At 67.2% G+C, this 23,972-nt stretch carries 26 protein-coding genes; 11 read left to right on the forward strand and 15 right to left on the reverse strand.

Going from position 1 to position 23,972, the window contains the following annotated elements; genetic code table 11:
• Positions 1-24: 24 nt before the first annotated feature.
• The 3 genes from NX782_RS18895 (at position 25) to gltA (ending at position 2,539) form a co-directional block, all read left to right on the forward strand.
• Entirely contained in the window at positions 25-735 is a 711-nt protein-coding gene (locus tag NX782_RS18895) for a succinate dehydrogenase iron-sulfur subunit (RefSeq protein WP_258847031.1), read from the forward strand.
• Positions 736-943: 208 nt separating this feature from the next.
• Positions 944-1,210, forward strand: coding sequence for an FAD assembly factor SdhE (locus NX782_RS18900; protein WP_258847032.1), 267 nt, complete (start codon positions 944-946; stop codon positions 1,208-1,210).
• Positions 1,211-1,237: 27 nt separating this feature from the next.
• Complete coding sequence (gene gltA, locus NX782_RS18905; RefSeq protein WP_258847033.1) at positions 1,238-2,539, forward strand: citrate synthase; 1,302 nt, start codon at positions 1,238-1,240, stop codon at positions 2,537-2,539.
• Positions 2,540-2,630: 91 nt separating this feature from the next.
• Here gltA and NX782_RS18910 read toward each other — a convergent pair whose 3' ends face one another.
• Positions 2,631-2,978 carry a hypothetical protein gene (locus NX782_RS18910; protein WP_258847034.1) on the reverse strand — a complete coding sequence of 116 codons (348 nt, stop codon included), beginning with the start codon at positions 2,976-2,978 and terminating at the stop codon, positions 2,631-2,633.
• 85 nt (positions 2,979-3,063) lie between these two features.
• Here NX782_RS18910 and NX782_RS18915 point away from each other — a divergent pair, with 85 nt between their 5' ends.
• Entirely contained in the window at positions 3,064-3,795 is a 732-nt protein-coding gene (locus tag NX782_RS18915; protein ID WP_258847035.1) for a class I SAM-dependent methyltransferase, read from the forward strand.
• 62 nt (positions 3,796-3,857) lie between these two features.
• On the opposite strand, the gene NX782_RS18920 is transcribed toward NX782_RS18915, so the two are convergent.
• Entirely contained in the window at positions 3,858-4,109 is a 252-nt protein-coding gene (locus tag NX782_RS18920; protein ID WP_047823990.1) for a DUF3297 family protein, read from the reverse strand.
• A 31-nt stretch (positions 4,110-4,140) separates the two neighbouring features.
• Positions 4,141-4,569 carry a hypothetical protein gene (locus NX782_RS18925; protein WP_258847036.1) on the reverse strand — a complete coding sequence of 143 codons (429 nt, stop codon included), beginning with the start codon at positions 4,567-4,569 and terminating at the stop codon, positions 4,141-4,143.
• A 122-nt stretch (positions 4,570-4,691) separates the two neighbouring features.
• Between NX782_RS18925 and NX782_RS18930 the strand changes: the two genes are divergently transcribed.
• Positions 4,692-5,195 (forward strand): nuclear transport factor 2 family protein, encoded by a 504-nt coding sequence (locus NX782_RS18930; protein ID WP_258847037.1) that lies wholly within the window; start codon positions 4,692-4,694, stop codon positions 5,193-5,195.
• Positions 5,196-5,342: 147 nt separating this feature from the next.
• A complete protein-coding gene (locus NX782_RS26430) occupies positions 5,343-7,646 on the forward strand; it encodes a putative bifunctional diguanylate cyclase/phosphodiesterase (RefSeq protein ID WP_308633030.1) in 2,304 nt (767 codons plus the stop codon).
• 4 nt (positions 7,647-7,650) lie between these two features.
• Here NX782_RS26430 and NX782_RS18950 read toward each other — a convergent pair whose 3' ends face one another.
• The 4 genes from NX782_RS18950 to pyp are packed head-to-tail and all read right to left on the reverse strand — an operon-like array spanning position 7,651 to position 11,545.
• On the reverse strand, positions 7,651-8,550 hold the full coding sequence (locus tag NX782_RS18950; RefSeq protein WP_258847038.1) for a MerR family transcriptional regulator: 900 nt from the start codon (positions 8,548-8,550) through the stop codon (positions 7,651-7,653).
• Positions 8,551-8,563: 13 nt separating this feature from the next.
• Complete coding sequence (locus tag NX782_RS18955) at positions 8,564-9,910, reverse strand: aromatic amino acid lyase (protein ID WP_258847039.1); 1,347 nt, start codon at positions 9,908-9,910, stop codon at positions 8,564-8,566.
• Positions 9,907-11,151: an AMP-binding protein gene (locus tag NX782_RS18960; RefSeq protein WP_258847040.1), complete on the reverse strand. Its 1,245-nt coding sequence runs from the start codon at positions 11,149-11,151 to the stop codon at positions 9,907-9,909. Before NX782_RS18960 ends, NX782_RS18955 begins: the two co-directional genes overlap by 4 nt.
• Positions 11,152-11,155: 4 nt before the next feature.
• Positions 11,156-11,545 carry a photoactive yellow protein gene (gene pyp / locus NX782_RS18965; RefSeq protein ID WP_258847041.1) on the reverse strand — a complete coding sequence of 130 codons (390 nt, stop codon included), beginning with the start codon at positions 11,543-11,545 and terminating at the stop codon, positions 11,156-11,158.
• A gap of 173 nt (positions 11,546-11,718) precedes the next feature.
• Here pyp and gluQRS point away from each other — a divergent pair, with 173 nt between their 5' ends.
• A complete protein-coding gene (gene gluQRS / locus NX782_RS18970; protein ID WP_258847042.1) occupies positions 11,719-12,675 on the forward strand; it encodes a tRNA glutamyl-Q(34) synthetase GluQRS in 957 nt (318 codons plus the stop codon).
• A gap of 12 nt (positions 12,676-12,687) precedes the next feature.
• On the opposite strand, the gene NX782_RS18975 is transcribed toward gluQRS, so the two are convergent.
• Positions 12,688-13,281, reverse strand: a complete 594-nt coding sequence (locus NX782_RS18975; RefSeq protein ID WP_258847044.1) for a CHRD domain-containing protein — start codon at positions 13,279-13,281, stop codon at positions 12,688-12,690.
• 174 nt (positions 13,282-13,455) lie between these two features.
• On the opposite strand from NX782_RS18975, the gene NX782_RS18980 reads away from it, so the two are divergent.
• Complete coding sequence (locus tag NX782_RS18980; protein WP_258847046.1) at positions 13,456-14,418, forward strand: putative outer membrane beta-barrel protein; 963 nt, start codon at positions 13,456-13,458, stop codon at positions 14,416-14,418.
• On the opposite strand, the gene NX782_RS18985 is transcribed toward NX782_RS18980, so the two are convergent.
• The 7 genes from NX782_RS18985 to NX782_RS19015 all read right to left on the reverse strand — a co-directional run bounded on the left by NX782_RS18985 (position 14,419) and on the right by NX782_RS19015 (position 19,261).
• Positions 14,419-14,892, reverse strand: a complete 474-nt coding sequence (locus tag NX782_RS18985; protein ID WP_258847047.1) for a DUF421 domain-containing protein — start codon at positions 14,890-14,892, stop codon at positions 14,419-14,421.
• A 67-nt stretch (positions 14,893-14,959) separates the two neighbouring features.
• Positions 14,960-15,655 carry a GNAT family N-acetyltransferase gene (locus NX782_RS18990; RefSeq protein ID WP_258847048.1) on the reverse strand — a complete coding sequence of 232 codons (696 nt, stop codon included), beginning with the start codon at positions 15,653-15,655 and terminating at the stop codon, positions 14,960-14,962.
• 4 nt (positions 15,656-15,659) lie between these two features.
• Positions 15,660-15,845 (reverse strand): oxidoreductase-like domain-containing protein, encoded by a 186-nt coding sequence (locus tag NX782_RS18995; RefSeq protein ID WP_370661811.1) that lies wholly within the window; start codon positions 15,843-15,845, stop codon positions 15,660-15,662.
• Positions 15,842-16,240, reverse strand: a complete 399-nt coding sequence (locus NX782_RS19000; RefSeq protein ID WP_258847049.1) for a BlaI/MecI/CopY family transcriptional regulator — start codon at positions 16,238-16,240, stop codon at positions 15,842-15,844. Before NX782_RS19000 ends, NX782_RS18995 begins: the two co-directional genes overlap by 4 nt.
• Before the next feature lie 20 nt (positions 16,241-16,260).
• Positions 16,261-16,773 carry a hypothetical protein gene (locus tag NX782_RS19005; RefSeq protein ID WP_258847050.1) on the reverse strand — a complete coding sequence of 171 codons (513 nt, stop codon included), beginning with the start codon at positions 16,771-16,773 and terminating at the stop codon, positions 16,261-16,263.
• A 65-nt stretch (positions 16,774-16,838) separates the two neighbouring features.
• Positions 16,839-17,537, reverse strand: coding sequence for a response regulator (locus NX782_RS19010; RefSeq protein ID WP_258847051.1), 699 nt, complete (start codon positions 17,535-17,537; stop codon positions 16,839-16,841).
• Positions 17,534-19,261, reverse strand: coding sequence for an ATP-binding protein (locus NX782_RS19015; protein ID WP_258847052.1), 1,728 nt, complete (start codon positions 19,259-19,261; stop codon positions 17,534-17,536). Before NX782_RS19015 ends, NX782_RS19010 begins: the two co-directional genes overlap by 4 nt.
• 101 nt (positions 19,262-19,362) lie before the next feature.
• Between NX782_RS19015 and NX782_RS19020 the strand changes: the two genes are divergently transcribed.
• The 3 genes from NX782_RS19020 (at position 19,363) to NX782_RS19030 (ending at position 23,951) form a co-directional block, all read left to right on the forward strand.
• Positions 19,363-20,805 carry a carboxylesterase/lipase family protein gene (locus NX782_RS19020; RefSeq protein WP_258847053.1) on the forward strand — a complete coding sequence of 481 codons (1,443 nt, stop codon included), beginning with the start codon at positions 19,363-19,365 and terminating at the stop codon, positions 20,803-20,805.
• Positions 20,806-20,896: 91 nt separating this feature from the next.
• Complete coding sequence (locus NX782_RS19025; RefSeq protein ID WP_258847054.1) at positions 20,897-21,640, forward strand: immunoglobulin-like domain-containing protein; 744 nt, start codon at positions 20,897-20,899, stop codon at positions 21,638-21,640.
• A gap of 103 nt (positions 21,641-21,743) precedes the next feature.
• Complete coding sequence (locus NX782_RS19030) at positions 21,744-23,951, forward strand: TonB-dependent receptor plug domain-containing protein (RefSeq protein WP_258847055.1); 2,208 nt, start codon at positions 21,744-21,746, stop codon at positions 23,949-23,951.
• The last annotated feature ends 21 nt before the right edge of the window (positions 23,952-23,972 follow it).

Consider the following 23,972-nt stretch of genomic DNA (forward strand, 5'->3'; position numbering starts at 1 on the left):
CCGTCCTCACTGATAGGTAAAACAATGGCACGTACTGTCCAACTGAAGATCTACCGCTACGATCCGGACAAGGATTCGAAGCCCTACATGCAAGACATCACCGTCGAACTGAAAGACACCGACAAGATGCTGCTCGACGCCCTGCAGCGCATCAAGGCCGACGTCGACGACTCGCTGGCCCTGCGCCGCTCCTGCCGCGAAGGCGTGTGCGGTTCGGACGCGATGAACATCAACGGCAAGAATGGTCTGGCCTGCACGACCAACCTGAACGAGCTGACCCAGCCGATCGTGCTGCGTCCGCTGCCGGGCCTGCCGGTTGTGCGCGACCTGATCGTCGACATGACCAACTTCTTCAAGCAGTACCACTCGATCAAGCCGTTCCTGATCAACGACTCGATCCCGCCGGAGAAGGAGCGTCTGCAGTCGCCGGAAGAGCGCGAAGAGCTGGACGGCGTGTACGAGTGCATCCTGTGCGCCTGCTGCTCGACCTCCTGCCCGTCGTTCTGGTGGAACCCGGACAAGTTCGTCGGCCCGGCCGGCCTGCTGCAGGCCTACCGCTTCATCGCCGACTCGCGCGACGAAGCCACCAACGAGCGCCTGGACAACCTGGAAGACCCGTACCGCCTGTTCCGCTGCCACTCGATCATGAACTGCACGGACGTGTGCCCGAAGGGCCTGAATCCGAACAAGGCGATCGGCAAGATCAAGGAATTGCTGGTCCGCCGCGCAATCTGAACGGCGTTTCAGCGTGGGGCGTGGGCACGGTGTGCCCACCCTGCGTAGGGCGGGCACACCGTGCCCGCGAACGAACGGCGCGAACGCCGCGAACACGGTATATTTCGCGATATTTGCGCCTAACTTGTTGCTATAAATACAGTAAAACTACCGTACTGTCGACATCCGGCAGGCGGAGTATAGTGTTGACCGAACAACGGACTCTAGTGTGAAAACGCATCAATCCGACCCCACCAACCGTGCCCGCCTGCGCTGGCGCGCGCGCCGGGGCCTGCTCGAAAACGACCTGATCCTCACGCGCTTCCTGGATGCGCACGAAGAGGAACTGACGGACGAGGAAGTCGATGCGCTGACCCGCTTGCTGGACCTGGCGGACAATCCGCTGATGGACCTGCTGCTGGGGCGCGCCGAGCCCGCCGGCGAGGTCGACCTGCCGCATGTGCGCGCCTTGCTGGCACGTTTGCGGCAAGCGTAACGAAACTAAACCTAGGAAGGAAGTGCCATGAACATCTCTGATACCAAAGCCACCCTGTCGTTCTCGGACGGCAGCCCGTCGGTTGACATGCCGATCTACAAAGGCACCATCGGCCCGGACGTCATCGACATCCGCAAGCTGTACGGCCAGACCGGCAAGTTCACCTACGATCCTGGCTTCATGTCGACCGCCGCCTGCCAGTCGGCCATCACCTACATCGATGGCGACAAGGGCGAGCTGCTGTACCGCGGCTACCCGATCGAGCAACTGGCCGTCAACTGCGACTTCCTGGAATCCTGCTACCTGCTGCTGAACGGCGAGCTGCCGAACGCCGCCCAGAAGGCCGAGTTCGAGAACACCGTGACCCGCCACACGATGATTCACGAGCAGATGAACTTCTTCTTCCGTGGCTTCCGCCGCGATGCGCACCCGATGTCGGTCCTGGTCGGCACCGTCGGCGCGTTGGCTTCGTTCTACCACGACTCGCTGGACATCAACGATCCGAAGCAGCGCGAGATCTCGGCAATCCGCCTGATCGCCAAGCTGCCGACCCTGGTCGCGATGGCATACAAGTACTCGATCGGCCAGCCGTTCATGTACCCGCGCAACGACCTGTCGTACAGCGCGAACTTCATGCACATGATGTTCGCCAACCCGTGCGAAGAGTACAAGGTCAACGACGTGCTGGTGCGCGCCCTGGACCGCATCCTGATCCTGCACGCAGACCACGAGCAGAACGCATCGACCTCGACCGTCCGTCTGGCCGGTTCGTCGGGCGCCAACCCGTTCGCCTGTATCGCAGCCGGTATCGCCTGCCTGTGGGGCCCGGCACACGGCGGCGCCAACGAAGCCGCTCTGAACATGCTGAAGGAAATCGGCAGCGTCGAGAACATCCCGGCCTTCATCGAGAAGGTCAAGGACAAGAACTCGGGCGTCAAGCTGATGGGCTTCGGTCACCGCGTGTACAAGAACTTCGACCCGCGCGCCAAGCTGATGCGTGAAACCTGCCACGAAGTGCTGAACGAACTGGGCCTGCAGGACGACCCGCTGTTCAAGCTGGCCATGGAGCTGGAAAAGATCGCCCTGAACGACGAATACTTCGTGTCGCGCAAGCTGTACCCGAACGTCGACTTCTACTCGGGCATCGTGCAGTCGGCCCTGGGCATCCCGGTCTCGCTGTTCACCGGTATCTTTGCGATGGCCCGTACCATCGGCTGGATCGCCCAGTGGAACGAAATGATCGCCGACCCGGAACAGAAGATCGGCCGTCCGCGCCAGCTGTTCGTCGGTTCGACCGTCCGCGACGTGCCGACCATCGACAAGCGTTGATTTGGCTACGCCGGTTTCGGCCGGCGTTGTCAGTGTTGACGTCAACAAAAAAGCGAGCCCTCGGGCTCGCTTTTTTGTTGTTACGTAGAACTTACTCGTCGAAATCTTCCGCCAAGTTCTTCCAGCCCTTGCTCTTGGCAAAGCTTGAGAACTCCTCCGGCGCCTCAAGCACGATCAAACGGCTTTCCTGCAGCCCCGGATCGCTGAGGCCGAAGTCCGGGCCCTTGTAGCCGACCGCGCGCAGGCGGTCGACGATCGCGCGCAGCAGCACGCTGTCCTTGTGGGCGCCGGATTCGAGCGGGCGCTTGAATTCCACGTACACGTCGATGATCCCGTAGCCCTCGTCGAAAATGCGGATCGCCTTGACGTCGAGGGTACGGCCATTACCGTCCTTGGCCTGGAAAGGGCCGGACAGTTCAATATCGGAATCGGTAGTCATGGCGTGAGCATACCACCTGCGGCCAAGGTCTCGCGCGCCCATGCGCGGATGGGTTAAGATCTTTCTTTTTCAATATCTCCGACCCATGGCGACGCAAGGCGAATTCGAGTATTTCAAGAACATCGGCGAAGACAATATGCGCCATGCCATCTACAAGCCCTGGTCGGACGCGCAATGCGGCCTCTACCTGATGGAGCTGGGCGCGATGCTGGGCCTGATGCCCGAGGGCGGGCGCCTGCTGGACATGGGTTGCGGCACCGGCTGGACCAGCGCGCTGTTCGCCCGGCGCGGCTACGACGTGGTCGGCCAGGACCTGGTGGCCGATGCGATCGACGCCGGCCGCAAGCTGAAGGCGGAGCAGGGGCTTGCCAATCTCGACTTCGTGGTCGGGGACTACGAATCGCTGACGTTCAAGGAAGAATTCGACATCGTGGTCTTCTTCGACTGCCTGCACCACGCCGTCGACGAGGTGGCCGCCCTCAACAGCGCGTATCGCGCGTTGAAACCGGGCGGCATCTGCATCACCTCCGAGCCGGGGCTAGGCCACGAGAAGCGTTCGGCCGCCATCATGGCCGAATTCGGGACCACCGAGCGCGACATGCATCCGGCGAAGATCATCCGCGCCGGCAAGAAGGTGGGCTTCAAGCAGTTCAGCACGCACCCGCACGCCTTCTATCTCTACATCGCCCTGTACCGCCGCGAACAGCGCGGCCTGCTCGGCAAGCTGATGCGCATTCCGGGCATGCGCACGCTGGTCGGCATGCTGGTGGTGCTGCTGTCGAAGCACCAGGCCGGCATCGTCGTGCTGCGCAAGTAGATGCGAAAACGGCTGCCGGATCGCTCCGGCAGCCGTCGTTTTAACGGGATTTCGGTAAGGAGTTAGACGGCGTAGTAAGGCTCGACCGTGCCCTTCAGCTTGATCAGCATCGGACGGCCCTTGCGGTCCACGACCTTGCCGGCGGCGACCTTGATCCAGCCTTCGCTGACGCAGTATTCCTCGACGTCGGTGCGTTCCTTGCCGTTGAAACGGATGCCGACCGGGTGCTTGAACACTTCCGCGTTGTGATGCGGGCTGCGCGGGTCGATGGACAGGTGGTCGGGCAGGGGAGGGAGTTGGGTAGTATCGTTCATGGCGCCATTATCCACGATTCCCGATCCGTCCTCAATTACACTTGCCGCGCGCGATGGCCGCCGCCCAGAAGGGCAGGGCGAAGATACCGCCGACCCCAACGTTGAATTTCCCCAGCGGCGTATTCACCACCGTGCTGGAAGGCTGGAACCTGGTTGCGTCCGGTCCCAGGCAGCCGGGTTTTTGCGCTTCCGAAAATCCGCGTTCGGATTTCTGGTAAGACGCGTCGGCGCTGAGCGCCTTGCCCTGCTCGCGCTTGATGCCAGCGCCGGTTCCGGCGTCGGCGCCGCTGCGCCCCTCTTCAAGCAGGGTTTCGCGCACGGCCTTGCTGATCGCCTCGTCGGTCAAGCGCAGGCGGGGCGGGGGCGGTGCGCTCTCCTTGCGCTCTTCGAGCTCCTGCGCCATGGCCTGCCAGCCGGTCAGGCACAGCCCCATCACCGTCATCCAGATCCAGGATCGCATCGCTCGCACGTAGAGTTACCGGGAAGCCAACTGTACACGACTTATTGAACACGCGATGATCTTGCACAATTGGTTACATTTCCAACGTACAATGCATCATCCTATGCACGCACGAGGTACCGATGAAACGCCTTCTTGCCCTGATGGCCGCGCTGTTGATCACGCTGCCTGCCATGGCCGCCAACGCCGACCCCGCACTCAAGAAACAGGTCGACGCCTTCGTCGACAGCTGGCACGACGATGCCGCCCATGCGCGCATGGCCTACTTCGACAAGATGGCGCCGGACGGCGTCTATATCGGCACCGACCGTAGCGAGCTGTGGCAGCGCGACGCCTTCAAGGCCTGGGCGCGCAAGTATTTCGAAGGGAAGAAATCGGCCTGGTCCTTCAAGGCCACGCGCCGTAACGTGTATACTTCCGGTGATGGCAAGCTGATCTGGTTCGACGAACTGCTCGACACGGCAAACATGGGTCATTGCATGGCCAGTGGCGTGATCCGCAAGACGGACAAGGGTTTCGAGATCCTGCATTACCAGCTGTCGATGGCGGTGCCGAACGAAGTCGCGGACCAGGTCACCGAACTGGTCAGGAAAGCCGAGGCCACGCCGGGCAGTGCTATTCATTGATTGAATGGCATCGACTGTTACCAATTCGCGACAGCATATCAATTGCGTATTAACAATGCCGGTGTAACCCGGTTAGAATGTTGCCTTGCAACAATCCGTAATTCCTCAATAGAACTTTTCTGTGGGGTAAGTTAGAGAAGCTGCTCCATGGGAACCTATTACGACATCGCACACTGGCGCTCCAGGGTCTTTTCGTCCCTGTTGTCGTATGTGGTCATGCTCGGCACGCTCGCCGCAGTGCCCAGCATCGGCCTGTCCATCAGCGAAGGCCTGTGGCCGGTTGCCCTGATGGACAGCGTGGCGCTGGCTTGGGTGACCGCGCTGTGGCGCCTGCCGCGCCTGAGCTACACCTTCCGCGTCCTCAATTTCCTGGCGATCCTGTACCTGATCGGCATCGGCCTGATGCTCACCGTCGGCCCGGTCAGCCAGATCTTCCTGATGGCGCTGCCCGTGCTGGGCGTGGTGCTGCTGAACATGCGCTGGGCGCTGGGCGCGCTGGTCTGGAGCGGGGCTTCGATCCTGGTGCTCGGCTTGACCGGCTACGCCCGGCTGTACGTGACCGGGCTGGAAGAGTACCAACTCCTGCCCTGCCTGATCGTCACCCTGAATTATCTGTTCGTGGGTGCGCTGATCACGCTGACCTGCGGCAGCCTGCTGCAGCGCCTCGACAACTCGATGGCCGAACTGGGCCGGACTGCCGACTCGCTCGAGGAGGGCCACGCCCGCCTGCACGAGCTGAACGCCGAGCTGCGCCTGACCTCGGCCGCGGTGGCGCGCCTGAACGACATGGTGCTGATTGCCAGGGTGGTGGACGGTACCGCCGCCGAACAGCCGATCATCTTCGCCAACGACGCCTTCGTGCGCCGTACCGGCTATACGCGCGAGGAAGTGGTGGGGCAGAGCATGCGCATCCTGCACGGCCCCGAAACCGATCAGGCCGAAGTCGCGCGCATCGTCGCGGCCATGGCGCGCGGCGAGGCTGCCAAAGCCGAGATGGTGAATTACACCCGCCGCGGCGAGAAGTACTGGGTCGAGATGGAGCTGGTGCCCTTCGCCGACGAAGGCGGCCGCAACACGCACTGGGTGGTGGTGGGGCGCGATATCACCGAGCGCCGCAACGCCGCCGACGCCATCCACCGCCTGGCCTTCTACGATGTGCTGACCGGCCTGCCGAACCGCCGCTTGCTGATCGAGCGTCTCGACGCCATGATCGCGCGCGCGCACATGGGCGCCGGCCTGGGCGCGGTGCTGTTCATCGACCTCGACAACTTCAAGACCATCAACGATGCGCGCGGCCATGCGATCGGCGACACCATGCTCAAGCACGCCGCGCAGCGCGTGGCGGCGGTGCTGCGCCAGGGCGACACCGTGGCCCGCCTGGGCGGCGACGAGTTCGTGGTGGTGCTCGAGAACCTGGGCGGGGACGCCCTGCGCGCCACCGCCGCGGCGCAGATGGTCGCCGAGAAGATCCGCAGCGCGCTGGCCGAACAGGTCGAGATCGGCGGCCAGATCTATCACGCTTCCGCCAGCATCGGCATCGCCTTGCCGCTGCGCGCCGGCCAGGCCGGGCACGACCTGCTGCGCGAAGCCGATACCGCCATGTACCACGCCAAGGTGGCGGGCCGCAACGGCGTGGCCCTGTTCGAAGACGGCATGCTGGCCGAGGCCGAGCGCAAGCTGACGCTGGAGCGCGACCTCGCCCAGGCCATGGAGAGCGGCGAACTGTCGATGCACCTGCAACTGCAGATCGACCACCGCCACGTGCCGGTGGGCGCCGAGCTCTTGATGCGCTGGTGCCGCCCGGACGGCAGCTTCGTGCCGCCCGACGTGTTCATCCCGGCCGCCGAATCGAGCGGCCTGATTTACCCGCTCGGCCAGTGGGTGCTGCGCCAGGCCTGCGAATACTGGCTGCGCCTGCAGCGTGCCGGCATGGCGGTGCCGCTGTCGGTGAACGTCAGCCCGCTGCAGTTCCGCCAGCCCGATTTCGTCGAGCAGGTGTGCGCGATCCTGGTCGAAACCGGCGCGCCGGCCAGCCAGCTGATCTTCGAGGTCACCGAAGGCTTGCTGGTGAATGACCTGAACGAAACCATCGCCCGCATGCACGAGCTGGCGCAGATGGGCATCCGCTTCTCGATCGACGATTTCGGCACCGGCTATTCGAACCTGGCCTACCTGAAGAAGATGCCGCTGTACGAGCTCAAGATCGACAAGAGCTTCATCCGCGACACCCCGGGCGACGTGAACGGCACCGCGATCGTGCAGTCGATCCTGGCGATGGCCGACCACCTCGGCCTGCGCGTGGTGGCCGAAGGCGTCGAAACCGGCGAGCAGGCGGCGTTCCTGGCCGCCAACCGCAAGCCGGCGATGCAGGGCTTCCTGTTCTCGCGCCCGGTCCCGCTGGACGACTTCATTTCCCAGATGAAGGTGTGGCGGGCCAAAGCCGCCGCCTAGCGCCTCACTTGACGAGCGCGAGGGCTTGCCTGCCGCTTTCCAGCGTCGGCAGCAGGCGCACGCCGGCGATGCCTTCGAGGCGCGCCACACCGGCGCCGCCGGCCCACAGTTCGACTTCCGCAGGCAGGGCCTGGCGCAGCTGCGTCAGCACCGGCGTCACCTGGCGCCGCGCATAGGCGGCCGAGAACGACAGCGCGACGACATCGGTGCCGTAGGCACTGGCCGCGCGCGCGATGTCGAGCAGCGGCGTTTCCGTGCCCAGCGAGATGCAGGTCGCACCTTCGAGCGAGAACAGGGCTTCGGCCATCAGCAGGCCGAGGCCGTGCGCCTCGCCGGAGACGGTGGTCAGCAGGATGCGCGGTCCGTGGCGCGCGACCGGCAGGTCGGCGATCGCCTGGCGCAGCTGCTGCTGGGCCGCCTCGGTAAAGAAATGCTCGTCGAAGACGTCGAAGCTGCCGTTTTCCCAGCAATCGCCCACCGCGGTGGCGAGCGGCGCCATGGTCTGCTCGACGAAGTTCTCCAGTCCCTGGCGCGCCAGCGCCTGGCGCAGCGCGTGCCGGAACACGCCCGGCTCGCGCGCGCGGATCTCGTCCAGCAGGCGGGCGATGGCGGCGGATTGCGCGGCGCGTGCCGGCGTGGCGGCGCGCTGCGGCACGGCCAGCGCACTGAGTTCGTCGTGCGCCATCGCCGCCAGGGCGCCGGGGCGGTGGCCCTGGTCCATCAGGCGCTTCATCAGGCGCAGGCGTTCCACCTGCTCGGCAGGGTAGCAGCGTTCGCCGTTCGCATCGCGCACCGGCTGCGGAAAGCCGTAGCGCCGTTCCCAGACGCGCAGCACGTCCTTGGACAGGCGCGTCTCGCGTTCGACAGCGGCGATGCTGAAAGTGGTGGAGGGTGTCGTGGTCATGTGAGTCTGTATTCTAGCCCCTTGGCGCCGCCTCTGCCGCACCGCGGCACAGCAGGGCGGCGCCATCGTAGCGGATCACGGCCAGCAGGCGCCGCAGATCGTGGTCGAGGCGCCTTTCCGCGCCGCTGAAGGGCACCAGTTCGACGATGCGCCCCATGCAGCTCAGCAGGCCGGGGCCAAGCTGCGGCGGCAAGCCGTCGGGGTAGCGCAGCGCGCAGGCCTGGCGCACCGCTACCAGCAGGGCCGCCGCGATCTGTTCGGTGAGTTCGATCACGCGCAGGCTTTCGCGCGCCGCACTGGTGCCGGTGCCGATTTTGTGGAAGACCGTATCCGGCGCCAGCCTGTGGGCTTCCACGGTCCATGCCGAGACGTTGCGTTGCAGCGCCTTCAGGCCCTGGTGGACGGCGGTACGCGCCACGACCGCGCTGCGCAGGCTGGACAGCAGGCCGTGATGGCTGGCATCGGCCAGCAGCGCAAGCTGGTGTTCGAACAGGTTGGCGAGCTTGCCTGCCGCATTCCTCATCCCGTCCATCGCATAGGTGACGTGGCCGCCGTGTTCATGTCCGCCATGCAGCAGGCGGCCGCCTTCGAGGTCGACCAGCAGGGCGCCGCTGGGGCTGTTCAGTTCCAGTTCGATGTGGCGGACCATCCAGGGCAGGGCGTCCATCAGCACCCCGATCACGTGCGGCGCGCAGCGGATCGCGTCGTGCGCTTCGGCGCCGGGCGCCGTGCCGCTGCGGTCGCCGAGGTCGGCGCGGATCCAGCCCGCCGCCTGCGCCATGCCGGGATAGGGCTTGGCCGCGAACAGGGCGGCGTCGAAGTGCTTGCCCCTGTCGCCCAGGGCGAGGACGGCGAGCGCGGTGATGCGGGCTGCCAGGCGGCACAGGGTCTCGGCGCGTGCCGCGGCCAGGCAGGCCAGACCGGTCATGGCCGCGCTGCCGGCGCTTTCGTGCGGCACTTCCGGCAGGACGTCGTGTTCCAGCAAATCGCACAGCAGCCGCAGCTGCTCGATGCTGGCGCCGGACTGGCCGCGGCTCAGCGAGGCCAGGCGTACCGCCAGGATCGCGCGGGTCTGCTCCGGCGTGAAGGCGGTGCCGGCACCGTCATCATCCCAGGCGAACAGGGCTTGCGCCGCTTCCCCGGCCGCCGTGCGTGTCGCTGCCGCCGCGTCGCCCCCGCCGGCAAGACGCGCCAGCAGCGCGGCCCCGGCTTCGATGCGTGCGACAAAGGCGGGGTCGCCCGACAGCACCGGACGGGCGCGGCGCGCAGCCAGCGCCACCACCTCGTCCAGGGTCACCGGGCCGGCCCCGAACACCACGGCGGGCAGCTCGCCGGCGGGCAGGTCGAGGTGCACGATCATGTCGCGAGGCTCCAGTCGGCCGGCTTGCCCAGGGCGCCGCGCGGGATGCTGCGGCCCAGCGTGATCGCCTTCGGCCGTTCGGGCGCCGCCAGGTTCGCGTCGATCCAGCTGCGCAAAGCCTGTACCAGGCCGGCATCGGCTTCGGCGCCGGCCCTGGGCACGATGAAGGCTTTCAGGCGCTGGCCTTCGTCGGGACGCATCAGGCGCACGGCAGCGTCTTCCACCAGCGGATGCGTGAGCAGGGCCTGGCGCACCTGCTCCGGAAAGACGTTGATGCCGCCGACCTGGACCGCGGCATCGCGGCGCGCGCCGAGGGTGAAGGTAGCCGGTCCGCACCAGCGCAGGCCGTCCTGCGCGCGGAGCAGTTGCGCCGCGCCGTCCGGGCCGCGGCGCAGCAGGCTGTCGTCGCTGTCCGGCGTGCGCTCGATATGCGGCAGCAGGCGGTAGGGATCACGCTGCGAGGCGCGCCATCCGAGGCCGCCGGTTTCGGACGCGCCGTACACCTGGACCAGGCGCAGACCGGCCGTCTGGGCGCGCTCGGCCACGGCGTCGGGACAGGGCGCGGTCGAGCTGACGCCGATCACGTCGGCGGGGAAGGCCGTCGCGGCGGCGATATCGGCACCGACTGCGGCCTGCCAGAACTGCGGATGGCCGACCACCAGGTCGCCGGGCAGCACGTGCCGCGCCAGCTGCGAAGGCAGGCGCGCACGCACGCTGACGACCTGCGCGGGGTCGATGCCGAGGTGACGCGGCAGCAGCACGCCGAACAGGAAACCGTAGATGTGGTGGCTGGGCACGGCCAGCAGCAGGCGCCGGCGCCCCGGGAACAGGGTGGCCAGGCTGGCCGCTTCCTGCTCCAGCGCGGCCAGCGCATGCGCGCAGCGTTTCGGCTCGCCGGTGCTGCCCGAGGTGCGGAAGGTCAGCTCGCCGTCCCAGTGTTCCAGGCCTGCCGTGGCGATGTCGAGCCAGCCGGCCAGGGTGCGGCGCGCCAGCAGATAGTCTTCGACGCCGCTGCGCTGCATCTGCAGGGTTTCCGCCAGGCTGCCCGCCAACTGCAGCAGCTCCAGCGAATCGACGCCGAGGTCGTGCTGCAGCGACAGCGAAGCACTCCAGCCCTCGGGCAGCAGCAGCGGATCGTGGCGCAGCGCCGCCAGCTCGGCCGCCACCAGGTCGGCCACCACGCGCAGCAGCGCGTTGCGGTCGGTCCACCAGGGCGTGAGAAGCGTGCCGGTCGTCTGCATGGGCTTACAGGCGCTTGACGAAGATCCAGAAGCTGCCGTCGCTGATGGCCTTCTTCATGTGGATCTTGACCTTGGTCGGCGTCATCTTGTAGTCGAACACGTACTCGAACATCGTGTTCAGGTTGTTCGAACGGACGCCGGCATCGAACACGCCCTTGAAGCGGGCGGTGTTGGTGCAGGGCGCGACGTCGCGGAAGAAGTTGGTGCCGATCACGGCGCTGGCGATACGGCCGGTGATCTGCGCTTCCGCTTCGTTGTAGCGCAGGACCTTGCCCTGGGCGTCGAGCTGGATGGCGCCGAAGGCCAGTTCGTCGATCTGCTTGCCGGTCATCTTGGCAAGCGAATTGTCGATGTCGTCCTTGCCGAAGGCGATGATGTTGAGGCTTGACTGCATGGTGCTCCTTTATCCGTTTTGTAAGATTGAACCACAAATTTGTCTAGGACAAAGTACGATTGTATATTACTTTTCGGCAATGCTGTTAATTTGTCCTGGACAAATCGTGCGGACCCCATGGCGGCCACATGGTCCGATCGACCACAGGCGGGCGATATGCTAAGGTGGCGCCCGTGAGCAGCTTTTCGACTTCATCCCCATCCCCGGCCGGCCGCTACGTCGGCCGCTTCGCCCCCTCGCCGACCGGCCCGCTGCATGCGGGCTCGCTGGTGGCGGCCCTGGCCAGCTACCTCGATGCGCGCGCCAACGGCGGCGTCTGGCTGATCCGCATCGAAGACATCGACGAGGGCCGCGCCGTGCCCGGCGCCGCCGAGACCATCCTCGAACAGCTGGACTGGCTGGGCATGCATTCGGACGGCGAGATCGTCTGGCAGAGCCGGCGCAAGGATCTGTACCAGGCCGCGCGCGAACGCATCGCCGGTCACGTGTACGGCTGCGGCTGCAACCGCAGGGAGATCGCCGATTCGCGCCTCGGCGTGGGGCCGGACGGCGCCGCCATCTATCCGGGCACCTGCCGCCATGGCCTGGCGCCGGGGCGCGAGGCGCGCAGCCTGCGCCTGCGGGTGCCGGAGGCGGGCGAGGACCTGGTGGCGTTCCGCGACCGCTTTGCCGGCTGGCAGGAACAGCGGCTGGCGCTGGAATCCGGGGACTTCGTGCTCAAGCGCGCCGACGGCTATTGGGCCTACCAGCTGGCGGTGGTGGTGGACGATGCGCAGCAGGGTGTGACGGACGTCGTGCGTGGCGCCGACCTGCTCGACTCGACCCCGCGCCAGATCTACCTGCAGCGCCTGCTGGGCGTGCCCACGCCGCGCTACCTGCACGTGCCGGTGGTGCGCAATGCGCAGGGCGAGAAGCTGTCCAAGCAGACGGGTGCGCTGGCCGTGCTGCCGGCAACACAGGACAACAGGGAAGAGGCCGCCGTCGCAGCGCTGCAACAGGCGGCCGGGTACCTCGGGCTGCAATGCGCCGCGCCAGCATCGGCGATCACGAGCCTGTCCGCGTTCTGGCAGCAGGCGGTCCCGGCCTGGGCCAAGCTGCTTGCCGAACGCGGTGCTGCGCTGGCTGTCTAGTCCTCCACGTAGCTACTTCTGCCAACCGGCCTCCAGACGCCGCCGCCGGCCCATCCATACCAGCGCGCCGAGGCCGCCTGCCAGCAGTGCCCACTCTGACGGTTCCGGTACCGGCGCGGCAACGACGAAGCCGCGGATCTCGCCGTTCGGGAAGGCGGTGGTGTGGATGTTGACGTAGGCTTCATTGGCGTTCATGCCCGTCAGCAGCGCCGACGCCGCGCTCTGCGCCGTGCCGCCGTTGGCGGCCAGGAATGCCGGATCGAAGATCGATTCGTCGCTCAAGGACAGCGAGCCGGTGTACTGGCCCGCGTGGACGTCGGTCGGGAAGCCGGCGAAGGGCACCGCTACCGGCGCCACGCCGGTGAACGCGTTGGTGGTGCAGCAGTGCACGTGGGCGTCCACCGTAGCCCCGGTCAGGTCGCGGAACGGCATGTCGACCATCAGCTTGTCGCCGCCGATGTCGATGGTCACCAGGCTGTTGCCGGGCGAGCCATTCGGGGGACTTTCGGCGGGGCCGCTGGCGACGGCCCGGTAGGTCTGGGCGAACGCCGGGGCGGCCAGCCCCACCGTCGCTGCCAGTGTCAGAACAGACAGAACTTGTTTCATGGAATACCTCCTGTTGAACAGAGCCTCTGCAACGCACCCCGTCCTGGGGTGCCGTCAAAACTTAGCACTGGCGGATGGCCCGGACTCGCACGGTACGGCTGAGATAGTGCCTATGGGCTGCTGACATTTGGAAATCTTGGCATAATAGATTAATTGACCAGATATTCAGTAAATATGCGATACAAATTCCTGGCCCTACCGCTCGTTTTCGTATCATGTCTGGCGCAAGCCCAGGATGCATCGCTGCTGGCGGGCGCAATGCGGGTCGACCAGAACGAAGACGACACGTCCTTCGCGGTGGCCCTCGGCTACACGCACCACATCAACAAATATCTCTCGGTGAGCGCCGACTACCTGAACGAAGGCCATCCGAAGCTGCACCACCGCGACGGCCTCGGCGCCCAGCTCTGGCTGCGCACCCCGGTGCCCGAACGCGGCTGGTCTTTCGCGGCGGGCTTCGGTCCCTACTATTACTTCGATACCACCACCGGCAACGGCTCGTTCACCGACTACCGCAACGAGCATGGCTGGGGCCAGCTGATGAGCCTGAGCGCCAAGTACCACCTGGCCTCGAACGTCTATCTCGAAACGCGCCTGGCGCACACCCACGGCATCACCTCGCACGACACCACGATGCTGCTGTTCGGCGCCGGCTACGAGCTGGGCAGCCAGCCGCGCGCGATCCGCCTGCAGAACGCGGAGAAGGGCGACAACACGCTGATGCTGCTGGCCGGCCGCTCGATCGTGAACAGCTTCAAGTCCGAGACCGCGACCTCTTACGGTGTGGAATACCGCCGCACGGTCAATCCGAACGTCGAGTGGAGCGTGATCCTGATGAGCGAAGGGAAGGTCGATGCGGCCGAGCGCAAGGGCGTCAGCGGCCAGGTCTGGCTGCTGCGCCCGTTCACCGAGCGCACCGTGCTGGAGATGGGCTTCGGCGCCTATGCGATGCGCGACCAGCTCGACCGCACGGACGCCAACGACGAACGCGAGAGCCACGTCGCGCCGATCGCCTCGATCGGCATGCGCTACCGCATCAACGACACCTGGCGCGCCCAGCTCACCTGGAGCCGCGTCATCACCAATTACGAGCGCGATTCGGACGTGTTCATGCTGGGTGCCGGCGTCGCTTTCTGATCAGGTGCCGGCCTTCGGTTGCTTCATGATCGAGATGCCGCCGTCGGCTTCGAGGAAGGCGCACTGCATCTCGTGACGGGCGCAGCCGGCTTCGCGCAGGGCCTGCTCGATGTCGATCTGGCCGATGCGGTTGCGCTGCATGACCTTGTCGAAGAAGACGCCGTCGCGCCCGATCAGCACCACGTCGCCCTCGACCAGCGCCTCCACCTTCCTGCTGCGTGCCGACAGCAGGCCGATGCTGCCGTTGAGCACGATGAGCGTGGCGGCGATGATCAAACCGCCGCTGACGGAATCGTCGCCGCCGGACAGGCCGTTCGAGACCGCTTCCGACAGCAGCATGACGACCAGCAGGTCGAAGGGCGTGAACTGACCGATGGTCCGGCGCCCGGACAGCCGCACCATGACCAGCAGCGCAATGTAGATCATCGCGCCGCGGACGATGAATTCCCACCAGGGTAGATCCATATCGAACATGACGGCCTCTCATGGAATGCTTGTGCTTGAGAGGATTGTAATGACGCGCCGGCTGTTTGATTGTTCGCTAGGGAACGGAGTGGGCCTCCGGCGTCACCACCCGCACCACCGTCTCGCAATAATCCCGGAACCCCATCCGCAGATACAACCCGTGCGCGGCCTCGTTCGCGCGCATCACGTGCAGGAATGGCGTCTCGCCGCGCAGCAGCTGGCGCCGGATCAGCTTCAGCATCAGGCGGCGCGCGAGGCCGCGGCCCTGGTGCTCGGGGTGGGTGCAGACGCCGCTGATCTCGTGCAGGCCGGCGGCGGCCATGCGTTCGCCGGCCATCGCGATCAAGCGGTCCCCATCGTCGAAGTAGCCGAAGTACTCGCCCAGCTCGATGGTGCGCGGACCGAAAGGGCCGGGCTTGGTGAGCAGGGCCAGCGCCACGGCCTGCCCGGCATGGCGGGCGTCGAGCGGGATGGCGTCCGGCGCGGCGTCCTGCTGCGGCATGGCGCCGTCCCAGATCATCCGGTACATCGTCGATTCGGCCTCGATGCGCCAGCCTGCGGGCGCGGGTCCGGACCAGGCATCGCAGTAGAAGCGCTCGCCCGATTCGACGAAGGGCAGCAGGGCCGCGAAGTCCGGCTGCTGCGGATCGGGGAAGCCGACGATGGGCGAGAAGCCGGGCGCGTAGCGGCGCGCGCTGGCGGTGCCGGTCGAGAGGTGGGCGTGGGTGCCGCTCAGCGTATTCCAGAAGATGTTGTCGAGCGGGTGGGCCATGGTCTCAGCTTGTCGCTTCCGGATGGCGCGCCAGCCAGGCGGCCAGCGCCAGTTCGTAGTTCTCCTGCGCGATCTGGTAGGCGTCGAACACGCACATGACGCAGCCGGTGCCGCAGCAATCCTCGAGTTCCGGCTCCCTGGGCGGCTGCGGACGCGGGTCCGGTTCCACCGGCATCGACGGCCCGCTCACGATTCCTTCCCGCCATTCAGGATGGCCTGGATTTCCTCGCGCTCCTTCTTGCTGACGTGGCCGCGCAGGGCGGCCAGCACCAGCGCCTTGCCGGAGCCGGAAAAGGCTTTGGTGATCAACTCGCTGACCAGGCTGGTCTGCAGGGTGTCCTGCGGCTGGGCCGGCGCATACACGTGGGCGCGCTGGGTCTCGTCGCGCAGCAGCAGGCCTTTGCCGTGCATGAGCTGCAGCAGGCGCAGCACGGTGGCGGCCGTCATGTCGGGACGCTCGGCGGCAATCGCTTCGTGCACCTGCCTGGCCGTGGCGGGGCCCAGCTGCCACAGGATGCGCAGCAGTTCCAGTTCGGACGGTGTCGGTTTGGGAGGAGAAGCGGGAGACGGCATGCGGTGCAGCATACCGTCTCCGGCCGCGGATGTCACTCGGTCAGCTCGTATTCGTGCAGCGAAAACACCATCCTGCCGCCTTGCTTCTGGCAGACCCCGGTCATGGTTTCGCCGGGACGCAGGGTGAACATCATGCGGGTGCCCGGCTTCCTGGCGGCGCAATCGGCGTGGGCGCTGGCCGGCACCTTGGGAATCTTCGGTGCAGGCGGCGGGGCGGGTGGCGCGGGTGGGGCGGCCGGCGCCGGCATGGCTGGCATTGCGGGCATGGCAGGTGCGGCGGGTGCAGCGGGTGCAGCGGGTGCGGCAGGCGCGGCGGCATCGGGCGCGTCGGCCATCGCGATATCCGGCGCCGGTGGTGCGGGAGGGGCAGGCGGCGCCGGCAGGGCTGGCGGTGCGGGCGGACGCGGCGGCTTCGGCGCTTTCGGCGGCGGCGGGCACTTGGCGTCGGCCGCGCCGCAGTTGACGTAGACGTGGACGTCGGCCCGGCTGGCGCCGGCGGCGCTGGACAGCAGGGCAAACATCAGGATGGCGGCATGGTGTTTCATGGTGTGCTCCTCGGGTTGGCATGTGAGGATGGTGCCGCCCGAATGTGGAGAAAAAATGAAGACCGCTATAAATCGAAACGGTAGCCGAGTCCGTAGATCGAATGGATGGCCTCCACGCCCGGCAGCGCGGCGTCCAGCTTGCGGCGCAGGTTCTTGACGTGGCTGTCGATGGCGCGGTCGGCGACATCGAGGCTGGCATTGCCCTCGCGCGCCGCGTCCAGCAGTTGGGCGCGCGAAAACACCTGGCCCGGCCGGCGTGCAAGCGCCGCCAGGATGCCGTATTCGGTCGGCGTCAGCTCCAGCGGGCGGCCGTGGATGCGGATGCGGCGCGCGGCCCCGTCGATGTCGATGCTGGGCGCAGCTGAGGACACCGGCGCGGAGCCCGGCGCGGCCGCGGACGGTCCGGCGCGGCGCAGGATGGCCTTGATGCGCGCCATCAGCTCGCGCGGGCTGAAGGGCTTGCAGAGGTAGTCGTCGGCGCCGGCTTCGAGGCCGAGCAGGCGGTCGATCTCCTCCACGCGCGCCGTGACCATCACGATGGCGACATTCGAAAAGCCGCGTACAGCGCGGCACACGGACAGGCCGTCCAGGCCGGGCAGCATCAGGTCGAGCACCACCAGTGCCGGCGGCTGGCGCCGGATCGCGTCCAGGGCCAGGGCGCCATCGCTGAATACGGTGGCCCGGTAGCCGGCGGCGCGCGCATAGTCGGCCACCAGCGCGGCCAGTTCGGGTTCGTCTTCGACGATGAAGATGTCAAGGCTCATGGGCGCTCCGCAAGCGGCATTGTGATGGTAACGCGCAGGCCGCCCAGCGGCGCATGCGCGAAAGCGAGCGACCCGCCCTGCGCTTCGAGCAGGCGGCGGCACAGGGCCAGGCCGAGGCCGGCGCCGCCGTGCGCGCGGCTGCGCGAGGCGTCGACGCGGTAGAAACGCTGCGCCAGGCGCTCGAGCGCCGCGTCGGGCACGCCGGGCGCGCTGTCGTCCAGATGCAGCCGCAGCAGCCCCTCATCGCGTTCGGCGCTCAGCACCACCCGCCCGCCGGCCGCGGTGTAGCGCAGGCTGTTCTCGAGCAGGTTGTCGAGCACCTGGCGCATGCGGTCCGGGTCGGCCGAGACCTGCGCGCGCGGCGGTGGCGCTTCGATGTCCAGCCTCAAACCCGCCGCCTGCAGGCGCGCTTCGAAAGCCCGGGCCTGGCCGGCCGCCAGCTGCCACAGGTCGAGGCGCTCGGGCTTGACGTCGAGGGCGCCGACGTCGGCTCGCGCCAGCGCATACAGTTCGTCGATCAGCTTGTTCAGGGCCAGCACCTGGCGTAGCATGGCGTCCACCGTGTCCGGGTTGGCGCTGCGCACGCCGTCCTGGATCGCTTCGAGTTGCGCGCGCAGCACCGCCAGCGGCGTGCGCAGTTCGTGCGAGGTGTCGGCCACCCACTGGCGGCGCGCGCTTTCCGCGCTGTCGAGGCGCTGCGCCAGGGTGTTGAAGTGGCGCGCCAGTTCGCCCAGTTCGTCGCTGCGCGCCGCCGGCAGACGCACGTCGAAGCGGCCTTCGGCCAGCATGCTGGCGCCCATCGCCAGCGCCTGGATCGGGCGGCGGAAATGGCGCGCCAGCAGGGTCGCCGCCAGCGCCGAGAAGGCCACTGCGAAGGCGAGGATCCACCACAGGCTCGCGCCCAGCTGGTCGAGGAAGGCCAGCGCCATCGCATCGCTCGGCCGGTGGCTGCGCGCCACGCCGAGGTAGCCGACCGTGCGGCCATCGACTTCGATGGGCCGGCGCGCCAGCGGGATCGCATCCGGCTTGCGTCCCGCCAGCCAGCGGCCGTCGGCGTCGAGCAGGGTGATGCGCTGGGGCAGGGAAGCGTCGACGCCCGGTTCGGGGCCGATCGCGGGGACTGCATCGGGTAGCGTCGCGGGTACCGTGGCGGGCGCTGGATCGGCCGCCGGAGCGGCTGCTGGAGCGGTCGCCGGGTTGGCCACAACGCGCGGCGCAGGCAAGGGCGGCAGCGGCGGCGCGGGTGGCCGGGGTGGCGCAGGCACAGTAAACCGCTGGACTGGCGCGGCCGGTGCCGCTTCAGCTGCGGGGGCAGCAGGGGCCGCGGGTGCGGCAGGTGCGGCAGGTGCCGCGGGCGCCGGCTCGGGCAATTCGATCTCCGGCGCCGCCGGTGCGGGCGGCGCGGCGGGCACGCTCAAGGCCGCCTCGTCGCGCACGCTTTGCAGGCGTTCCAGCTCGCGCGCGATCCAGCCCCGGCGTCCGTCGCCGTCGCCTGCGGGCAGAAAGCCCCAGCCGCCTTGCTTGCGGTACTGGCGCGCCAGCGATCCGGACAGCTCATCGAGGCGGTCCAGCTCGATCCCGACCGCGTAATCGCCGAAGCCCGCCAGCACGTTCTGGCGCAGCAGGTAGACGGCGCCCGCCGCCACCGCGAGGATCGCGAGCAGGACGGAAGCGAAGAGGCGATGGCCGATCGAGATCTTCAAGGTGTCTTCAATGGTGGGCAACGCGCCATTCTAGGCCAAGTCGCCGGCCGGCGGCCGATTTCGATTGACGTACTGGCAAGCCCTCATTAGCATCTGGCGGGTTCGATCAACGGAGCCCATCCATGCCATTCGCCGCATCCCGTACTTTGCTTGCCGCCGCCATCTTCGCCAGCGCCGCGCCGGCCTTCGCCGCCGTGCAAACCGCGCCGCTGGCGACCACCGAGGCCGGCAAGCTGGCGGGCACGGTCGAAGACGGGGTGGCAAGCTGGAAGGGCATCCCCTTTGCCGCGCCGCCGGTGGGGCAGCTGCGCTGGCGCGCGCCGCAGCCGGCCGCGCCCTGGTCCGGCGTGCGCCAGGCTGTCGAGTATGCCCACGACTGCATGCAGCTGCCCTTCGCCAGCGACGCCGCGCCGCTCGGCACTGCGCCAAGCGAGGACTGCCTGTACGCGAACGTCTGGCGCCCGGCCGCAAGCCCGGGTGCCAAAGCGAATGCGAACAAGCTGCCGGTGCTGGTCTGGATCTATGGCGGCGGCTTCGTCAACGGCGGCAGCTCGCCGCCCACCTATTCGGGGGCGCGCCTGGCGAAGCAGGGTGTGGTGGTGGTCAGCTTCAATTACCGGCTCGGGCGCTTCGGTTTCTTCGCCCATCCGGCGCTGAGCCGGGAAACCGGCGACGGCGTGCTGGGGAATTACGGTTTCATGGACCAGCTCGCGGCGCTGCAGTGGGTAAAGCGCAACGTCGCGGCTTTCGGCGGCGACCCGAGCCAGGTCACGATCTTCGGCGAGTCGGCCGGCGGCATGTCGGTCAACACCCTGCTGACCTCGCCGCTGGCGCAGGGCCTGTTCGCCAGGGCCGCGGTGCTGTCCGGCGGCGATGGCGGGACTTCGCCGGCGCCGCTGGCTTTCGTCGAGCAGGCCGGCGTCAACTTCGCAGCCAGGAAAGGTATCGCCGCGGACGATCCGCAGGCGCTCGACAAGCTGCGCGCGTTGCCGGCGGACGAGGTGGTGGACGGCATGAACCTCGCCAGCCGGCCTAGCGGCGATGCGCCGACCTATGTCGGTCCGTTCGCCGACGGAAAACTGGCGATCGACTCGGGCCGCGCCTTTGCCGAGGGCCGTTTCGCCAAGGTGCCGGTGATGATCGGCGCCACCAGCGCGGACATCGGCGGCAAGACCGGCTTCATGGTGGCCGGCGCGCGCAGCCTGGCGGGAACCCTGGCCGGACAGGGCGTGCCGGTGTACGCCTACCGCTTCTCCTACGTGGCGGAATCCTTGCGCGAGCAGGGTGCCCAGCACGCGACCGACATCCCCTTCTTCATGGACACCGCCGCCATCAAGTACGGCGACAACACCAGCGCGCGCGACCGCGCCATGAGCCGGGCGATGAGCACCTACCTCGTCAACTTCGCCAAACACGGTGACCCGAACGGCGCCGGCCTGCCGGCCTGGCCGCGTTACGCGCGCGCCAGCGACGCCATCATGGATTTCGCAGTCGCCGGCAAGCCTGTAGCAGGGAAAGATCCATGGGGAAGCGAGATTGACGCGGCACAGGCCGCAAAGCCTTGAGCCCGCGCCGCCTGCGCACAGGTGACAAAGAACGCATTTTGCGGCGCCGGTTTTTGCTAATGTAGCGAACTCAAAATTGACGGGGAATTTCATGAAGCGGATCGTAGGCTGGCTGTTCATGTTGTGCATGCTCGTGGCGTGCAGCGATCCGGACCAGGGTCCGGCCCTGGGTCCGTTCGCGGCCATCACGAAAACCGAAACCGACAAGCCCTTCAACATCGTCCCGCCTTCGTCGAAGAGCCCGGCGCCGTTCAGCTACACCAGCAGCAATCAGGCGGTCGCCGTCATCGCCGGCAGCCTCGTCACCATCAAGGGACCGGGGGAAACGACGATCACCGCGACCCAGCCCGGCACCGGCGGCTGGGGCCCGACCTCGGCATCGACCACGCTGACCGTCACCGCGGTGGCCTGCGAAGCCGGCAGCGTGCGCATCAACGGCAACTGCGTGCCGAAGCCGAACTGCGTCGAGCCCGCCGTCCTGACCAACAACCAGTGCATCGTCCCGGCGTCAAATCCGCCGGTGGGGCTGGTGACCTTCGACGCCAAGGCCTGGATGGGCGTGAGCTTCTCGAACAACTGGACCAAGGCGCGCGACTTCTGCGACACCGTGACCATCGACGGGTACGGCAACTGGCGCCTGCCGTCGGTGGCCGAACTCAAGAAGCTGGCGGCATCCGGCGAGATCGCCGGCCATAACTGGTCGGTCGGCGTGACCTGGGCGTCGGAGATGGGCACGGCATCGGACCAGGCGAGCCACAAGGTCGTCGACCTGGCCACCGGCGCCGATGCCGAACGTCCCGATGCGGCGGGCGCTTTCGTCAGCTGCGTGCACTGAAAACGCCACGCGCAACAATGTGTTGCGCCGTGACAATTGACGCAATTTAAAGGCTAGCCAACTGATATCGTGTTGGGCTGTTCAGTCATTCAAGCAGCCCCTCATGATTTTCCAGCGTTACCCCGCCGCACTCGCCGTCCACCTGGCCCTGTTGTCCCTGCCGGCCGCCGCGCTGGCCCAGACCGCGCCCGCAGCGCCGGCCGACAAGCCCCTCGCGAAAGAAGCGCCGGCCAAGCAGGACAAGATCACCACCGTCGAAGTGAAGGGCGCGGCCAGCAGCTACGACGCGCGCCGCGACGACACCGCCAGCAAGACCGTGCTGAGCGCGGAAGAGATCCGCAAGTACGGCGACGACAACATCTACGACGTGCTCAAGCGCGCGCCGGGCGTGACCGTCAGCGGCAAGACCCTGCGCATGCGCGGCCTGGGCGCCGGCTATACCCAGATCCTGGTCAACGGCGACCGCCCGCCGCCAGGCTTCAACATGGACACGCTGACGCCCGACCAGATCGAGCGCATCGAGATCATCCGCGCGGCCAGCGCCGAGTATTCGATGCAGGCGATCGCCGGCACCATCAACATCGTGCTGAAGAAGGTGACCAGCAAGGCCCAGCACGATCTGCGCGTCTCCGCTTTCCGTTCGCAGGAGAGCCGGAACTTCGGCGGCGGCGGCACCTGGGCCGACAAGAAGGACCAGCTTTCCTACTTCCTGAACTTCTACCTGTACGGCGGCGACAATGCCTTCACCAGCCGGACCTTCGAGCAGTTCGCGTTGCCCTCGGGCGAAGTGACGCAGGCGCGCCGCGCGGCCTACGACGGCAGCGGCAGCTACCGCGGCGCCGTCCTGTATCCGCGCCTGTCCTGGAAGTTCGAGAACGGCGACGAGCTGAATGCCTCGGTCGGCATCCAGTCGAACCGCAATACCTGGGGCGGCGTCTCGCACACCGACAACCTGGTCGGCAGCTTTGCCAGCCCCGATTATGTCGAGAACCTGCAGAGCAGCCCGGGCGGCATGACGGGCATGCAGGGCGAAGTCGGCTGGATCGCGAAGCTCGCCGGCGGCAAGCTGGACCTGAAGGTGTCGGCGGAGCGCAACCGCAATTACAACGACAGTCTCAACGACATGTACACGGTCGGCCGCGCCCAGCGCCTGCTGCGCGACTGGGATACCGTCGACCGCGGCCACCGCACCAGCCTGCGCGGCAAGTACACGCGCTCGCTGTTCGACGGCCATGCGCTGACCGCCGGCCTGGACGCCAGCGTGCAGGAGAGCGAGCAGACGCGCGACCGCCACGAGCAGTTGAACCAGGCGGCGCCGACCTACTTCGTCGAGACCTTCGCGCCGAAGCTCACGCGCCTGGCCGGCTTCGCGCAGGACGAATGGAGCATCGACAAGCAGCTGTCGGTCTACCTCGGCGCGCGCTGGGAAGGCGTGCGGACCGACAGCGAGGCAAACAGTCCCGAGACCGGCATGCTGAAGACCAGCTCGCGCAGCCACGTGCTCAGCCCCGTGGCCCAGACCCTGTACAAATTCCCGGGCGACAGCGGCCGCCAGCTGCGCCTGGCCCTGACCCGCACCTACAAGGCGCCGACCATCGACCAGCTCACCGCGCGCCGCTGGGAAGCCGCGGTCAACACGCGCTTCGACGCCGATTCGAGCGGCAATCCGGACCTGCGTCCCGAGCTGGCGAACGGCATCGACATCACCTACGAGCACTTCCTGAAGGATGGCGCGATGTTCTCGGCCAGCGTGTCGCGCCGCGCGATCACCGATTACATCCGCACCCGTCTCGACCTCGATGCCAATGGCCGCTGGGTCTACCGTCCGATCAACGACGGCGACGCGCTGGTGCGCTCGCTGCAGCTGGAAGCCAAGACGCCCGGCAAGCTGCTCGGCGAGGCTTTCAAGGATCTCGACCTGCGAGCAAGCTTCAGCCGCAACTGGTCGCACGTCGCCGCCGTCCCCGGCCCCGGCAATACGCTCGATGGCCAGACCCCGATGTCGGCCACGCTGGGCGTCGATTACCGCAAGGGCGACCTGGCCGTCGGTAGCAGCCTGGCCTGGCAGAAGGGCGGCTGGGTGCGCATCTCCGAAGCCCAGTCCCAGCTCCAGCAGACCCGGCGCGACCTCGATGCTTACGTGCTCTACAAGTTCAATCCGCGCTACCAGCTGCGGGTGTCGGCCAACAACATCCTCGGCATGGACAATCCCTCGGACCGGCTCTACCAGGATGCGGCGGGTACGTCGCGCGAGACCGGTTTCCAGCCGGGATCGGTGCGGGTGGGGGCGAATCTGGAGATGAAGTTCTGAGCGTTGAGGCAAAAAAAATCC

It is taken from the genome of Massilia norwichensis (genome assembly GCF_024753245.1).
In the GTDB taxonomy this organism is placed as follows: domain Bacteria; phylum Pseudomonadota; class Gammaproteobacteria; order Burkholderiales; family Burkholderiaceae_D; genus Telluria; species Telluria norwichensis.